Origin of the sequence: Gracilibacillus dipsosauri (genome assembly GCF_003176895.1) — a bacterium.
In the GTDB taxonomy this organism is placed as follows: domain Bacteria; phylum Bacillota; class Bacilli; order Bacillales; family Amphibacillaceae; genus Gracilibacillus; species Gracilibacillus dipsosauri.
Genome location: NZ_QGTD01000003.1, coordinates 26,580 through 42,477 on the forward strand (window position 1 = coordinate 26,580; position 15,898 = coordinate 42,477).

Annotated in this window: 15 protein-coding genes; 6 read left to right on the forward strand and 9 right to left on the reverse strand. The window is 39.5% G+C overall.

Going from position 1 to position 15,898, the window contains the following annotated elements; translation table 11 throughout:
• Positions 1 to 210: 210 nt before the first annotated feature.
• Together DLJ74_RS01440 and DLJ74_RS01445 are read right to left on the reverse strand one after the other, a co-directional pair.
• On the reverse strand, positions 211 to 2,841 hold the full coding sequence (locus DLJ74_RS01440; RefSeq protein ID WP_109983046.1) for a cation-translocating P-type ATPase: 2,631 nt from the start codon (positions 2,839 to 2,841) through the stop codon (positions 211 to 213).
• Between the two features lie 3 nt (positions 2,842 to 2,844).
• Entirely contained in the window at positions 2,845 to 4,161 is a 1,317-nt protein-coding gene (locus DLJ74_RS01445; protein WP_109983047.1) for a hemolysin family protein, read from the reverse strand.
• Positions 4,162 to 4,329: 168 nt separating this feature from the next.
• Between DLJ74_RS01445 and DLJ74_RS01450 the strand changes: the two genes are divergently transcribed.
• From DLJ74_RS01450 to DLJ74_RS01475, 6 genes are all read left to right on the forward strand, one after another.
• Positions 4,330 to 5,232, forward strand: coding sequence for an ArsR/SmtB family transcription factor (locus tag DLJ74_RS01450; RefSeq protein ID WP_109983048.1), 903 nt, complete (start codon positions 4,330 to 4,332; stop codon positions 5,230 to 5,232).
• A 289-nt stretch (positions 5,233 to 5,521) separates the two neighbouring features.
• Positions 5,522 to 5,881 carry a response regulator gene (locus DLJ74_RS01455; protein ID WP_054861048.1) on the forward strand — a complete coding sequence of 120 codons (360 nt, stop codon included), beginning with the start codon at positions 5,522 to 5,524 and terminating at the stop codon, positions 5,879 to 5,881.
• Between the two features lie 215 nt (positions 5,882 to 6,096).
• On the forward strand, positions 6,097 to 6,396 hold the full coding sequence (locus DLJ74_RS01460) for a HesB/YadR/YfhF family protein (protein WP_054788549.1): 300 nt from the start codon (positions 6,097 to 6,099) through the stop codon (positions 6,394 to 6,396).
• A 150-nt stretch (positions 6,397 to 6,546) separates the two neighbouring features.
• Entirely contained in the window at positions 6,547 to 7,008 is a 462-nt protein-coding gene (locus DLJ74_RS01465) for a flavin reductase family protein (protein WP_054788548.1), read from the forward strand.
• Positions 7,009 to 7,031: 23 nt separating this feature from the next.
• Positions 7,032 to 7,511, forward strand: coding sequence for a hypothetical protein (locus tag DLJ74_RS01470; protein WP_109983049.1), 480 nt, complete (start codon positions 7,032 to 7,034; stop codon positions 7,509 to 7,511).
• Between the two features lie 13 nt (positions 7,512 to 7,524).
• A complete protein-coding gene (locus tag DLJ74_RS01475; RefSeq protein WP_109983050.1) occupies positions 7,525 to 8,076 on the forward strand; it encodes an NUDIX hydrolase in 552 nt (183 codons plus the stop codon).
• Between the two features lie 39 nt (positions 8,077 to 8,115).
• On the opposite strand, the gene DLJ74_RS01480 is transcribed toward DLJ74_RS01475, so the two are convergent.
• The 7 genes from DLJ74_RS01480 to DLJ74_RS01510 form a co-directional block, all read right to left on the reverse strand.
• A complete protein-coding gene (locus tag DLJ74_RS01480; protein ID WP_109983051.1) occupies positions 8,116 to 9,036 on the reverse strand; it encodes an LCP family glycopolymer transferase in 921 nt (306 codons plus the stop codon).
• Positions 9,037 to 9,184: 148 nt separating this feature from the next.
• On the reverse strand, positions 9,185 to 10,237 hold the full coding sequence (locus tag DLJ74_RS01485) for an NAD(P)-dependent alcohol dehydrogenase (RefSeq protein WP_109983086.1): 1,053 nt from the start codon (positions 10,235 to 10,237) through the stop codon (positions 9,185 to 9,187).
• Between the two features lie 52 nt (positions 10,238 to 10,289).
• On the reverse strand, positions 10,290 to 11,444 hold the full coding sequence (locus tag DLJ74_RS01490; protein ID WP_109983087.1) for a Gfo/Idh/MocA family protein: 1,155 nt from the start codon (positions 11,442 to 11,444) through the stop codon (positions 10,290 to 10,292).
• Complete coding sequence (locus DLJ74_RS01495) at positions 11,441 to 12,409, reverse strand: sugar phosphate isomerase/epimerase family protein (protein ID WP_109983052.1); 969 nt, start codon at positions 12,407 to 12,409, stop codon at positions 11,441 to 11,443. The genes DLJ74_RS01490 and DLJ74_RS01495 overlap by 4 nt, the downstream gene beginning before the upstream one ends.
• A 53-nt stretch (positions 12,410 to 12,462) precedes the next feature.
• On the reverse strand, positions 12,463 to 13,563 hold the full coding sequence (locus DLJ74_RS01500; RefSeq protein WP_109983053.1) for a Gfo/Idh/MocA family protein: 1,101 nt from the start codon (positions 13,561 to 13,563) through the stop codon (positions 12,463 to 12,465).
• A gap of 10 nt (positions 13,564 to 13,573) precedes the next feature.
• Complete coding sequence (locus DLJ74_RS01505; RefSeq protein WP_109983054.1) at positions 13,574 to 14,224, reverse strand: ThuA domain-containing protein; 651 nt, start codon at positions 14,222 to 14,224, stop codon at positions 13,574 to 13,576.
• A gap of 12 nt (positions 14,225 to 14,236) precedes the next feature.
• The gene (locus DLJ74_RS01510) at positions 14,237 to 15,811 is read right to left on the reverse strand and encodes a glycoside hydrolase family 43 protein (protein ID WP_109983055.1); all 1,575 of its coding nucleotides are present in this window, start codon (positions 15,809 to 15,811) and stop codon (positions 14,237 to 14,239) included.
• Positions 15,812 to 15,898 lie beyond the last annotated feature (87 nt).

A 15,898-nucleotide genomic window follows, 5' to 3' on the forward strand; every position in this document is an offset into this window, starting at 1 on the left:
GGACAACTCGAGCGCCAAACTCCGTGATACTGTCCAATATATTGGAAATTTTCGTTTCCGATCGCTTCGAGATGTTCAATAAATTCGAAATAATCATCAATTTGAACTTCTTCCTAAGTCAAAATGCGATTTATCTCCAAGCTTCCCCTCTTTTTCAAATTGCCTTTCATACCAGTTACATAAGAAGCACAACCGCCTCTCTATTCCATATCATTTCTTATTTCGGATCAGTTTCACTACTTCCATTAAAATCATACTCGCTAATGCTAGGCCAAAAGCAATGGCGAATTTGCTCAAGCCAAATTCAGCAGGTATATGGAAGATATCACGGGCAAACGGTAGAATCGTAATAGTATAAAGTAAAAACCCAACGAGTACAGCACCAATCACATACTTATTTTGAAAAATGCCTGCACCAATGGCTGTTTGAACATTGGACCTTGCTGGGAATGTTTGTAACGTACGCGATAAGATGAGTGTCGTAAAGGCCATAGCGACTCCCATCTCATCCGAGTGCTGTAAACCGATATAATGAGAGATTATGACCGCAACGCCGATTAATATCCCTCTTATCGTCACAGATCGTAAGGTGCCACCAGCAAATATTCCTTCCTTAATATCGCGAGGCTTTCGCTTCATCACATTCGGTTCTGGTTTTTCTACCCCTAATGCAATAGCAGGAAGTGAATCATTGACTAGATTTATAAAAAGTAACTGTAAGGCGGTAAATGGATTTGCCCAATTCATAATCACCGCGAATAAGATAGCAATGATCGCCCCTAAATTTCCGGCAAACAAATAGGCAATGGCTTTTTTAATATTATCAAATACCGTTCTACCGACACCGACTGCCTTCACAATGGAGACAAAATTATCATCGGTTAAAATCATCGCAGCAGAATCCTTCGCCACATCCGTTCCGCTTCCCATACCAATGCCTATATCCGCTTGCTTCAGAGCAGGGGCGTCGTTAACACCATCCCCGGTCATTGCCGTAATTTGTCCTTTTTCCTGCCATGCCTTCACGATACGAATTTTGTTCTCTGGGGATACGCGGGCATAAACGGTAATCCTCTCAAGCTTTTCATCAAGCTCTTGCTCTGACATTTTATCTAACTCTTTACCAGTAACAGCAATGTCGCCTTCCTCCATCAAACCAATTTCGCGACCAATCGCTTCCGCTGTTGTCTTGTGGTCCCCTGTGATCATAACAGGCTGTATACCTGCCTTTTTTGCTTCTTCAATCGACCCATACACTGCTTCACGAGGTGGATCCATCATCGCCATTAGTCCGATTAAAACAAAATCTTTTTCATCTTCTACCGATAAGCTTGGATTTTCTTCGTCTATTTTTTTATACCCAAATGCTAATACTCTTAGCGCTTGCTTCGAATAAGATTCATTTTGCTCTTGTAATTTTTGCAACCATTCTGTTGACAGCTCTCGCTTTTCTCCATTTACTAATACATACTGAGCACGCTCAAGCATAACATCAGGACCACCCTTGATGAGCATAAGGGTTTCTTTATCGATTTCGTGTACGGTTGACATCATTTTTCGATCTGAATCAAACGGTAGCTCTGCTTTTCGAGGGTACTTGTCCCTCATCTCCTTATAGGATTGCTTTTTATTCTCTGCCAAATGAATCAAGGCAATCTCTGTAGGGTCTCCTATTTCCTTTTTATCTTCATTAATATAGGAGTCATTACATAAGACGGCTGTTTGCATTAATAATTGTTCACTTTTATCCCATTTATTATCGGAAAAAGGCTTATCCACTTCAGGTAAATAAAAATCGGTCACGGTCATTTTATTTTCTGTTAACGTACCTGTTTTATCTGTACAAATGACACGAGTCGAGCCTAATGTTTCGACAGCAGGTAAACGGCGAATTATCGCATGCTGCTTAGCCATTTTATTCGTCCCAACAGATAACACAATCGTTACAATCGATTGCAATGCCTCTGGAATCGCTGCAACCGCAATGGCAACAGAGAACATCAGTGCATCTAGAATGGCCTTTGTCATATCTACATCTGCATCACTAAACCACAGTCTTCCAACTTGAACTGCAAAAATAATGATACAAATCAACAGTATGGCAATCCCTAGCTTCTTACTAAAGGAATCCAATTTACGTTGTAATGGGGTTTGTTTCGCTTCTGCTGTTTCGATCATTTCGGCAATTTTACCAATTTCCGCTTTTTCTCCTGTAGCAGTGACAACAAATGTCCCCCTGCCATTGACGACGAGAGAACTACTAAAAACCATGTTCACTTGATCCCCAATCGTCACTTCTTCCTCTAACGGGGCTGTTGTCTTTTCAACTGCATCTGATTCACCTGTTAGCATCCCTTCGTTTACTTTAAGAGACTCTGCTTCTAATAAACGACCATCTGCCGGAATGTAATCACCAGCCTCGAGCTTTACAATGTCTCCTGGTACTAGCTCTCGTGCCATAATGGTTTTCGTCGAGCCATTGCGTACGACCTTTGCTTCAGGTGCGGACATATCCCTTAATGCATCCAATGAGCTCTCTGCTTTTTTTGTCTGAACAACACTGATAATGGAATTTAACAAAATAACGAGGAAAATAATGATCGATTCGATCACTTCACCTAACACGAGCTGGACGATCGCTGCAATGAGAAGAACTACAACCATTGCATCCTTGAAGGTTTCTAAAAACAATTTCCATGTGGGGACCTTCTCTCTATCTGCTATTTCATTATATCCCTCTTCTTCTAATCGTTTTTTGACTTGATCCTCCTGGAGTCCTTTCTTATCAACCTCTAATTGTTTTAAAACATCTTCCTTTGTAGTCTGGTAATGGTGTTTCAATAGTTAATCCCCCTTGTCGTTTTCTAATGTTACACATACTCTTTCAATTCGATAATCCGTGATTTCCACAATCTCAAAGACTAAATTTTTATAGGTAATAGTCGGTAACTCTTCCTTTTGCGGTATATACCCTAATTGGCTCAAAAGAAAACCATTTAATGTTTCAAATTCTTCTGTAGGAAGCTCCACCCCGAACATCTCCTCTAGTAAATAGAGATGTGTTGTACCATCTACCTCAAACTGATGCGAATTTATTTTTTTCCAGCCAAAGTTCTCCTGCTCTCCTGGGAGATGATGCTCACTACTAATTTCCCCAACGATTTCCTCGATGATATCTTCAATTGTTACCATACCATCAATTCCCCCATATTCATCGACAACCATAGCAATATGAACATTATTCCTTTTCATCTCACGAAATGCTTCGTCGATTGACTGTGATTCGAGAACAAACAGTGGCTTTCTCAAGATAGGCTTAATCGATGGAGAGTCACTACTAGTCATGAGAGAAATCATATCTTTTGTATGTAGGACACCGATGATATGGTCGATATCTCCTTCATATACAGGAAATCGCGTGAAACGCTTATCGTTCATGAGCTGATAGATTTCTTGTATCGACATGGTGATATCAATTGCACTTATTTCCGTACGGTGTGTCATAATATCTGATACTTCTTTATCATTTAATTCAAATATGTTATGAATCATCTGTTTTTCATCTACTTCGATCGTACCTCGTTCACCACCAATATCTACTAGCATGCGAATTTCCTCTTCATTCGCCTCTTCTTCTTTGGCATTTGGGTCAACTCCAAACAATTTCACGACAACATTTGTAGAGAAATTAAGGATCTTCACAAATGGTGAACTTATTTTAAATAGTATCATTAATGGAGAGACAACGAGATAAGCAATTTTTTCGGCCTTTTGCAATGCCAATTGCTTTGGGACAAGCTCGCCAATCACTAGCGTAAAATAAGATAGTAAAATCGTAATTCCTACAACTGATATCGTTCTTAATAAGGCCTCAGAAAGGGGGATTCCAACCGATACTAGCCATTTTGCTAAAGGGTCTGCAAAGCTATCTGCGGCAAAGGCACTTGCTAAGAAGCCAGCAAGCGTAATACCAATTTGAATCGTAGCAAGAAAACGACCAGGCTCCGCTAGTAAAGTCTGAAGCTTCATCGATTTTTTATCCTTTTCTTTTGCTCTTTTTTGAATTTTATTATCATTTAATGCGACTAGCGCAATCTCGGATGCAGCGAAGAATGCATTGATAAGAATAAGAATAACTAGTACGGTAATCGCTAATACCATATCCTCAACCTCCAAATAAAACTGTTATTATTGGTATACCCTAAATTGTTTAAAATACAACCATAGAATGTTTATGATGACACCTGATTCCATTAGTTTTACATAGCAAAAAAAGCCAATATATGTGATAATTAAAGCAGAAATAATATAGAAAGAAGTTGGTATCAGATGCAGTTAGAGATAGATAAATCTTCTTTACCGGTATATGAAGCATTAGCAAGTGATGTTAGATTAGAAATTATCCAAATATTATCGAAAAACAAAATGAACATAAAAGATTTATCGAAGGCATTAGGCATCAGCAGTCCCATCGTCACCAAACACATTGAAAAGTTAGAAAAAGCAGGGATTATTCGGACAGAAAAAATTCCAGGAAAATCAGGCTTACAAAGAATTTCGATCCTTAAGGTTGACCATATCGAAATTAATTTTCCGAAAAAAATCTATCATTCCTTTGCTACCTATGAAACTTCGGTTCCTGTCGGTCATTATACAGATTATCATGTGTTGCCAACCTGTGGACTGGCAACAATAAAGGATTTCATAGGACCAGTAGATGAAACAAAATATTTTATGGACCCAAAACGTATGGATGCACGGATTTTATGGTTCACTCAAGGATTTATAGAATATAAAACCCCGAATTTTTTAAAGGAAGAGGACGAGCTACAACAGTTAGACATCAGTATGGAGATTTCATCTGAGTTCCCGTTTTCCAATGAAGTTTGGCCATCTGATATTACGTTTACCTTAAACAATGTCGAGCTCGGAACATGGGTAAGCCCTGGAGACTTTGCTGATACACGTGGGAAGTATACCCCAGAATGGTGGCCACACAATATTAATCAATATGGGCTACTAAAAACGATTCGTATTACCCCGCACGGTACGTATATGGATGGAGAGCCTATGTCAGATGTAACTATCTCTGACTTAGATACAAGAACAGAAGGCTGGAAGCTTAGAATCGAAGTAAAAAAAGAGGCAGAAAATGTAGGCGGGGTAACCTTGTTTGGCCGAGAATTTGGTAATCATAATCAAGATATTAATTTTAAGCTTTATTATATTTAATCAACAATGTAAACGCTCAATATTTAGTATGGAGAACCTGGTAGGGCCTATCAGGTTCTTTTTTTATACGTTAGGAAACCATAACATTCTTGCCGGAAATAATGCAACGATACGAAAATTTTGAAGTCCAAAGTATAAGAAAAGCTAACGCATCCGCTAAAGAACCCAGCGAATGCGGGTTTCCCTAAAAAATAAGCTAGAAATTAGTCGAATTTTCTTCAAAATAGTTCATTCATAAGGTAAAATGTAAAAAGATCAGTAGGATAATGAAGGGAGGGGTAGAAAACCGATGAAAACGATCCTTATCGCTGATGATTCCGCCTTTATGCGCAAATGGCTACGAAATATCTTAGAAAAGCACGCCTATGTCGTCATCGCAGAAGCTGCGAATGGAATTGATGCGGTGAGGCTTTACCAAAAACACCACCCAGACATGGTATTACTAGACATCATCATGCCGGTTACGGATGGCTTAACGGCATTAAAAAAGATTAAACAGCTGGACCAGTGTGCGAATATCATTATCGTATCCTCCCTCGCTACAAAAGAAAATGTGATGGTCGCCCTTCAGCACGGAGCAAAGGATTTTATTATCAAGCCATATTTTCATAACCTAATCCCTACCTTAGAAAAAATCTCCAAGCCCTAGCAAGCATTTTCCGAAGCTACAAAGAAAATGCTTCTATTCATCTCTCTAAAACTAGTTATCTCCTATTTAGTTAAAATTATCATGAAGAAGTGTGAAGCAAGCAAATTATGGGAATCCTACCTATATAGCCCTTAAGATGTTCGAACAAATCATTACACTTTAGACGTTTTTCACGTTATTGTAATATTATAGGCTTTGGTGAGGAGTGAACATAAATGGAAATAAAAATATCAGATGATGCATTAAATTGGTTTAAAGAGGAAGTCGAGTTAACGGAAGGTGATACCGTAAAGTTTCAAGCAAAATACGGGGGATCAAGCCCTATTCACGAAGGTTTCTCCCTAGCATTTCAAGTGAAGGAGGAACCGGTGGAACCTATCTCTCAAGTAGAGAAGGACGGCATCACCTTCTTTATAGATACAACAGATGCGTGGTATTTCGAGGGATATCATTTATTAGTCAATTATGACGCAGAATTAGATGAAGTCGTTTATGATTATGAAGAGATCCACTAATTTTGGCACCATTGTCCCGCTTTTTTTTAAAGTGGGACAAACTAACATTTATCGTGATTAGAAAAATATTGTGTTATGATTATGTTAAAGTGAGACTTCCAATTTTCCCGATGGTTAACATTGTTTAAAACATCTTAAGGAGGCGTATCTATGGGGGCACAAGAATTCCGCAAGGCGATGAGTAAATTTGCTACCGGAATAACGGTTGTGACAACGGAATTTGACGGTAGTGTTCAAGGAATGACAGTGAATGCATTTATGTCTGTTTCCTTGGACCCTCAATTAATTACTATTTCATTAGATCATCGAACTAATTTTTATGAAAATGCAGATAAAATAAAGCGATTTGGTGTAAGTATTCTTCGTGAGGAGCAACAGGAAATTTCTATGATTTTTGCCAAACAAATCGATAAAGCGTTTCATGATTTTACAATGCTTGATCAGATCCCTGTTATAAATGACGCCTTAACCACACTGGCATGTACGGTGATTAATACAGTGGAAGCTGGCGATCATTTACTATTAATCGCCAAAGTGGATGAGATAAAACTAGATGAAGGAAAACCTATACTCTATTATAATAGTAATTATCACAAACTAGAAAATCCTTAAGCAGGATAAGGAAATGAAAAATCATGACAATTCTCTCAATCATTAAATTATGTGCAACATTACCAAGGAAGAAATCTCTTTTTCAATTGAATCGTGTAAGTATGCGAGATACACTAGTGTTTTTGTTTTTATTATTCTTTTTTTCCTTTTTACCGAATGCCATTCTTATTATCATCCAATTTGATCCGAGTGTGTCACAACTCTCGTATTCTCAATATTTGCTACAGGTAATCGTTTTTTATCCATTTTTGATGATGTTTCTCGTAATTTCGGGTATTTCGATATTAGCATTAGGCGCATGGCTTATTTGTTTTATGCTAAGGAGAAAGCTTAAATACCAGCAGCTATGGAAAATGACAGGGTTTGCTTCTTTTCTACCGCTATTAGCCTATGTTGTCTTATATTTTACCCCATTGCCAAATATGGCATCAATTACGCTATGTGCTATCTGGTTATATGTACTTATCTATCAAATGATAATCATTTATCCGACAAAAAAGTGAGGAGTGAAAATCAGTGACAGCTAACCCTTGGAAGATCACATCAACGCAAACAACCCAAATTGATCGGTTCAAGATAACCATCGATGAGATCATGCTCACAAATGAAGAGGCAAAAAATTTCTCTTATATACAGTTTCGTGATGGTGTATGTATTCTGGCCATAACAGAAGATCAAGAAATTATTCTGTTGAAGCAATACAGGCATGCTGTTCAGTCATGGGAATTTGAACTCCCTGCTGGCATGATAGAGGACGAGGAAGAGGCTCTTTATGCTGCCAAACGCGAACTGTTAGAAGAAACGGGTTATCAATCACTGGAATGGGAATCCTTCGACTACTTCTTCCCATCCCCTGGGTCTACAACGGAGAAAATTCATTTGTTTTTTGCTAAAAATGCGTTTAAGGTGAGAGACCAAGCATTAGACCCTACAGAGGATATCTCTGTTTCCTTGATTACTCCAGAGGAAATGAGCGGGATGATTACAGATGGCAGATTTAAGCATGGAGCAGGCTTAGCATGCTGGGCAAAATATATATCAAAATATCAGCATTCATTCCTATTATAAGTAAAAACAGTCTAGCAAATACGCTAGACTGTTTTTTATCTATTCCTGAATCATATTTCGAACCTTTTCTACTTCTTCTTGTGGCACAATGTAATAATAGATACCATCAATTTTTGTACCAGATCCTTGTACCTGATAGTTGGTTATTTTTTTCCTTGTATCACTATAGCCATCAAGTAATGCTTTCATATCATCGAACTGGAGACTTGTCGTCATGTTATTTCCCATCACCTCGATGACTTCATGAATTTTAGTGACATTGGCAATGTTTGCTCCACTATCGATAATGCCAGCAATCACCTTACGTTGTCTTTCTGTTCGGCCAAAATCACCTGCTGGATCTTGTTTTCTCATTCGAACATAGGCCAAAGTTTTTTCGCCATCCATCTCAATAGGACCTTTTGTAAAATTATATTTTCCGTCAGACCACTCAATTTCGTTATTTACCGTAATCGTACCGACAACATCTACTAACTCCTTTAAACCTTCCATATTAATTCGAACAAAATAATCAAGCTCTATCCCTAGGAAGTTTTCTACCGTCTGAACAGACATATCTGCTCCACCAAAGGCATAGGCATGATTAATCTTATCCTCATAACCTTCACCTACAATTAACGTACGTGTATCACGAGGAATACTAACAATCTGCATTTCATCCTTCTCTGGCTTTAAGGTTAGCACCATTAATGCATCCGATCTTCCTTTATCATTTCCTCTTTGGTCTACTCCTAGAAGTAGAATATTAAGAGGCTCTGTCGCATTTAGCTTTTTCTTAACCTCTTGCAAATCAATCGAATCAACTGGCTCATGCATTTTCGTATCAACCGTTTTCTCTACATTGTTAATAATAGTCCAAGCATATATGCCTACCCCAACAATAATAAGAAAGATAATGATTAATGGTGTCAAAAGCCACCACTTTTTTTTAGACTTTTTTCGATTAGCTCTCGTTTCCACCTGGTCTTCATCCTATTCTCTTAACTTTAGTCATTATTCTCACATAAATTATAGCACATCGCCCAGAAAAAGTAAGTATTTTTCTAAAGTTGTCAAAAAACAGCTTATTTTGCGAATCCCAAAATAAGCTGTTCTCATGTTCAACAAATTAAGAGTTTAAAAGACTACGATCAGGATAGATCATAATTTTAATACTCGTATCCTTTTCAATTCTAGCTTTTTCAACGGCTTCTTCTATTTGATCCAGAGAATATTGATGGGTAACGATCTGTTCTATATTCATTTCCTGATCACTCAAGCCTTGGATTGCCGCGGGATAGGTGTTGACATAGCGAAAAAGTCCATGAACATCATACTCTGAGTCAACTAAATGCGTAATATCGATGCCAATTTCCTCTGCTGCCGGCAGACCGACAAGAACTATCCTTCCACCTCTTCTTGTCACGGTCAAGACGTCCTGTACTGCCCGCGGATTTCCAGACGTTTCTATTGATACATCCATACCTTTTCCAGCTGTCAATTGCTCTAATCTCTCAGCTAATGATTCCTTAGATGGGTCAATCACAGCAGTTACTCCTAATTTCTTGGCTAATTCTAAGCGAAATGGTACAACATCTGTTGCATAAATCTCTTTTACCCCATATAGCCGAGCCGCTTGTATTGTCAACAGTCCTATTGGGCCTAGTCCTGTAATGAGCATACGATCACTAGGCTTTACCTTTCCCCGGTTCATGGCATGCATCCCAACGGAAAACGGTTCGAGTAATGCCCCCGTTTCATAGCTCATCCCATCAGGTAATGGAAAGACAAAATCACTACGGACAGCGACATATTCCGCCCATGCACCATCAACTGGTGGTGTTGCCATAAAAACCACATCTGGACATAAATTGTAGCGACCTTCCTTGCAATAATCACATCTACCACAGGTCACACCTGGCTCTACCGCAACCCTTTCTCCAACTGTTAGATTTCTGACACTGTCACCAACTGCCACTATATCGCCAGCCATTTCATGACCTAAAATGATTGGCTCCTTCACCTCATATCGACCAATTTTTCCATGCTCATAGTAATGAACATCCGAACCACAAATTCCTATACAGTGTACTTTGATTAGGACCTGATCTGCTTGGATTTCTGGAATCGGTACTTCTTTCACTTCTATATCCAAGGGTTTATTTAATACGGCAGCCTTCATCCTATTGCTCACATCTGTCACTCCTTGTATGCTAAAACAGGATTCTTTTTCATCAGAGCTTAATCCAACGTCTTTCCTCCGCAGATTGTTCAATCGCATCAAGCAATTTTTGATTTTGGACACCATCCTCAAAATTCGGTGCTGGTTGGTAATCCTCTGCAATCCCTCGGAAAAATTCGTCAATTAAATGAATAAACGTATGCTCATAGCCAATGATATGCCCAGCAGGCCAGTACGCTCCAACATATGGATGCACTTCCTCGGTACAATTGATTAAACGGAAGCCTTGCTCTCCTTCCTCATCACTCGCTAAGTAGAGTTCTAGGTTATTCATATTTTCCATATCCCAACGAACAGAGCCTTTCTCCCCATTGATTTCAAATTTATTCTTATTGCGATTACCATTAGCAAAACGAGTTGCTTCAAATGTCCCTAGTGCTCCATTCTCAAATCGAGCGAGAAACGCTACAGCATCATCCACCGTGACCTCACCCATTTTCGTTGAATCGCCTTTCGCACTTAAACCACCCGTCATTTCACCAATTGGACGTTCTTTAATAAAGGTTTCCATTGTCGCAACAATTTCGGTGAATTCTCCAATCAAAAAACGAGCAAGGTCAATACTATGTGCACCGATATCCCCTAAGGCACCAGATCCAGACACTTCCTTTTTCAAGCGCCAGACTAGTGGAAAGCTAGGATCAATGATGAAATCCTGTAAATAATGAGCACGATAATGGAAAATACGTCCAAGCTTGCCTTGTTCGATCAGCTTTTTGGCAAACTGTACAGCAGGGGCAAAGCGATAATTATGACAAATCATGTGCTTTACCCCGTTCTTCTTCACTGCTGCTAGCATTTGCTCTGCTTCTTCCACAGTTAGCGCAAGAGGCTTTTCTGTAATGATATGCTTACCCGCTTCTGCTGCCGCAATCGCAATTTCGGCATGTGTATGGTTCGGTGTCACAATATCAATCACATCAATATCGTCTCGCTCCACTACTTTTCGCCAATCGGTTTCATAGCTTTCCCAGCCCATTTTTTCTTGTGCTTCCTTCACGGCCTCTTCATTTCTTCCAGCAATGACTTTTAGCTCAGGCTTTAATGGATTGTCAAAATAAAATGGTAAATCACGATAAGCATGACTATGTGCTTTTCCCATAAATTGATATCCTATCATTCCAATTCTTACAGGTTTACTTGTTATGCCCACCACATTTCACCAACCTTTTCTTTGATTAATGCATTTTTCAATACTTCTACGGCTTTATGAAACCCTTCCTCAACAGACATTAAACTATCCTCATGCTCGATCGAGATAGCTCCTTCATAACCGATCAGCTGTAATGCACTGATGATTCGCTTCCACTCTTCCTCTCCATGACCATAGCCAACGGTTCGGAATATCCATGCCCTATTTAATTCATCACTGTATGGTTTCGTATCAAGTACACCGTTTGCTTTTGTATTTTGCTCATCCATTCCTGTATCCTTTGCATGAAAATGGTACAGTGCCTTATGCTTCCCTAACTCTTTAATGCTGACAACAGGATCCATCTGCTGCCAATATAAATGGCTTGGGTCAAAGTTAACACCAATTTGGTTTCCACAGACTTCTCTTAATTTTAGGGCGGTTTCATTATTGTAGACAACAAAGCCAGGATGTGGCTCAATCGCTACTCGTACACCGTGTTCCGCCAAGAAGTCATTTTGCTTCTTCCAATACGGAATGACGCGCTCTTGCCATTGCCATTCGAGTACTTCAGGGTGATCATCTGGCCATGCAGCAGTTACCCATACTGGATACTTCGAATGCTCTGATTCTCCTGGGCATCCTGAGAAGGTGATCACCGTATTTACCCCGATCTTTTCAGCAAGTAGGACGGTTTTTTCAAATTGCTTATGATGCTGTTCGCTTATTGCTTTGTTCGGGTGAAGGGGGTTTCCATGACAGCTAAGGGCACTAATTTCTAAGTTTCTTTGCTCAAATGCTTCTTTAAAGGCAGATAGCTTTCCTTCATCTGCTAATAATTCATCGGGATTACAATGGGCATTACCTGGATAGCCCCCTGTGCCAATCTCCACCGTCTCAAGACCTGCTTCTGCTACCTTATCCAAAGCTTCCTCCAATGACTTATCACCAAATAGTACAGCAAATACACCTAACTTCATTTCCATCACCTAATCCTTTCTGCAAAATGATTGGTAAAACTCACTCATCGTTTTTATGCAAAATAGTCCTCAGCTATTCCTTCTGGTAACGGCTCTGGCTGTTTGCAATGGCTTGGAACAATATAATGCTTCCCATCTGATGAGGCATCATGTATCCCATGCATAATATCTAACACATGGTAGGCGAGCGTTCCATCTGTTCTTGCAGTTCGTTTGGCTAAAATAGCATCGACCATCTCAGCAACCCCTAAGCCCCGACTATTATCGGTAAACCCATGTGTTAAAGGAACCTCAGTCCAATCACTGTCGTCTTTTCTTCGAATCATAACAGGGCCACCGAATGTATTCGGATCTGGAACGATCATGCTTCCTTCTGTCCCATATATCTCGATATGTGGTAATCCATGATGCCATGTATCAAAGCTCATGACCATGGAAGCGACGGCACCATTTTCAAAATCTAAAACACTATTAATCTGTGTTGGAGTTTCGACCTTAATCTTCTCGCCATACTTTTGTTTACTAGTAATCGTACGTTCCTTATAGGTCATTTGGGCAGACCCTGTTACGCGACTGATTGGCCCAATTAATGCAATAAGGGCTGTTAAATAATAAGGACCCATATCGAATAAAGGACCACCACCTACCTGATAATAAAAGGCAGGATCCGGATGCCAACGCTCGTGTCCTGGGATCATCATAAACGCCGTAGCTGAAATAGGCTTGCCAATCACACCATCATCCAAAAGCTTCTTACATGTTTGAATCCCTCCCCCTAAGAAGGTATCAGGTGCATTTCCGATATATAATCCTTTTTCTTTGGCTAACTCTAGCATTTTATTCGCTTCTTCTCTTGTAACTGCTAGAGGCTTTTCGCCATATACATGCTTGCCATTTTCCAATGCCTTTATCGCTATCTCCGCATGAACAGCTGGTATCGTCAAATTAATAACGAAATCAATTTCAGGATCTAACAAAAGCTCCTCTGTCGTATAGGCCTTTGGAACGCCATATTCCGCTGCATGACTTTTGGCACGATCAAGCACCAAATCTGCCACGGCTTGAATCGTGTAATTCTTAAAGCGTTTTGCATTTTCCAAATAGATTCGACTAATATTTCCACAACCAATAATACCTACATTTAATTGATTCATGCTTCCACTCCTATCTGCTTGCCCAAGTCATACCTCTTTGCATTAATTGAAGTACCTCTGGCATTTTGACAATTTCCGCGACATGACCTAACCCACAGTAATAAACCTTTCCCTCTCCCCATTTTTTCGTCCATACAACTGGCATATCCACTTCTCCGTTTGTTTGATATGGTCCTTCTGCAACAGGGAAGCGAGTCGTTGCATGAACATGAATGGCCGGATCAACATGCATATAATATTGCTCAGATACTACTGTAAAATCCTCCATTCCTTCTGTTAACGGATGATCTGGATCCTTGATATGCACCTTGTATTCTACTCCATCATTACCAGGGTGTGCGACCCATTGGCCACCAACCATAAATTGATAGTCTACCTCCATCCGAAAGGAATCACCCATTCCACCATGAAGTCCTGCCAATCCTGTGCCCTGTTCAACTGCTTTCAATAACGGCTGTAGCTGATCCTGTTCGATTGTACCTTGTGTCCAGTTTGGTACAATCAAATCATATTCTGTCAGATCATCTTCTTTCAGTGTCTCTAACGTATCCGTGATTTTAACCTGAAAATCCTTTTCTTCTAATAAACCTGCTAGTATATCTGCTACTTGTTTTGGTTCATGTCCTTCCCAACCACCTTGAAAGATTAATGCTTTTTTCAAGAAAATTACCTCCTATGTTAAAATATTATAGTTAAAATAATCAAAATCAGCTTTTTTATGCTGTCCACTCAGATCCTGTGCGGCCATACCGACAAACGTTCCTGTAAATCGTACATAATCAGAATCGTCGTCTGATAAGTGACCAATGTCTATTTTTTCGCCAATCTGCTGCCATTCATCTGTATCTAATCGGTAGTAAAATTGTAATAAATGATCATGAATGACTGCTTTTAAATAGATTGGTTGATCGTTAGGAAGTGCGATATCCTTTTCTAGCAATTCTTCATAGCTTCCATATTTTGTTTCGATGATTCCAATACATTTTCCTAAGGTTTCGTGTTCTGTTATGCGTAAATACACATGATCCTCTGTATCATAATAAATCATCAATCCTGCCATTTGCTGGAAATTTTCTGGTTCAAATTCTACAGAGGTCTCTAATTCTACTTGGAAATGCTCAAGTCGCCTCATTACCATACTCTGACGATGAAACGAATTCATCGATTCTTCCCCATATAGACGGAGATAACCAGGACGGTCTTTAAGCGAATACCATTTTTCTTCAAAGGTCCTTCTTAATGCATTCCAATGTAAAGCTAGTGTCTCTTCATTAAAATCATCGTGAAGCGGAATGGTTACTGCTTCTGACACTGGCAGATCAGGTGCCGGTACTTCCTTGCTTGGGTTTGGACCATTTTCGATACGAAGCCAATCATCGTCTGTCCAGTAGCATTTTTGTATAGCCGTTTCTCTACCTAAAATACTTTTTTTATCGATCACAGGTCGCCCACATAAATGTGCCATATACCATTCTCCATTTTGTGTTTCGACCAAGCAACCATGTCCCGCTTTTTGCAACTGATCTTCATCAGACTTATCAGAGGTTAAGATCGGGTTCATTGGATCCACCTCATATGGACCAAAAAGCGATCGAGAGCGAGCCATTGTTGCTGCATGATCATATTCTGTGCCACCTTCGGCTGTTAATAAATAGTAGTAGCCATTTCTTTTGTATACGTGTGGTGCTTCCGTTTTTCTTAACTCTGTCCCTTTAAAGATATTTCGTATTGGTCCGACTAATTTTTGCTCTTTAACGGAATATTCCTGTAGAGCGATACCCGCAAAAGAGTTCGTGCCCTTGCGATGATCCCAAATCATATTGACTAACCACTTCTTCCCATCCTCATCATGGAATAAGGATGGATCAAAGCCACTACTATTTAGATAAATTGGGTCTGACCATGGCCCTGTAATACTTTCTGCTGTCACTAAATAGTTATGGGTATCCTTAAATGCTCCCTTTCTACTCTTCACATCCGTAAAAATAAGATAATAAGTTCCATCTGAATAGGAAAGACATGGTGCCCAAACACCGCCTGAGTTCAAATTTCCTAGCATGTTAAGCTGGGAGGAACGTGTAAGAGGATAACCTATCAGTTCCCAGTTCACTAAGTCCCTAGAATGATAGATTTGTACACCTGGAAACCATTCAAAAGTAGATACAGCTATGTAATAATTATCCTCTACTCGAAGTATCGATGGATCCGGATTAAACCCAAGTAATACAGGATTTTGAATCATTTTCATGGTTGACTCTCCTTCCTTCCGCCTCTAATTGATAGCGTTATCATATTTTATCATGGTTCTTTCTGTTTTTCTATATTCTATTATAAC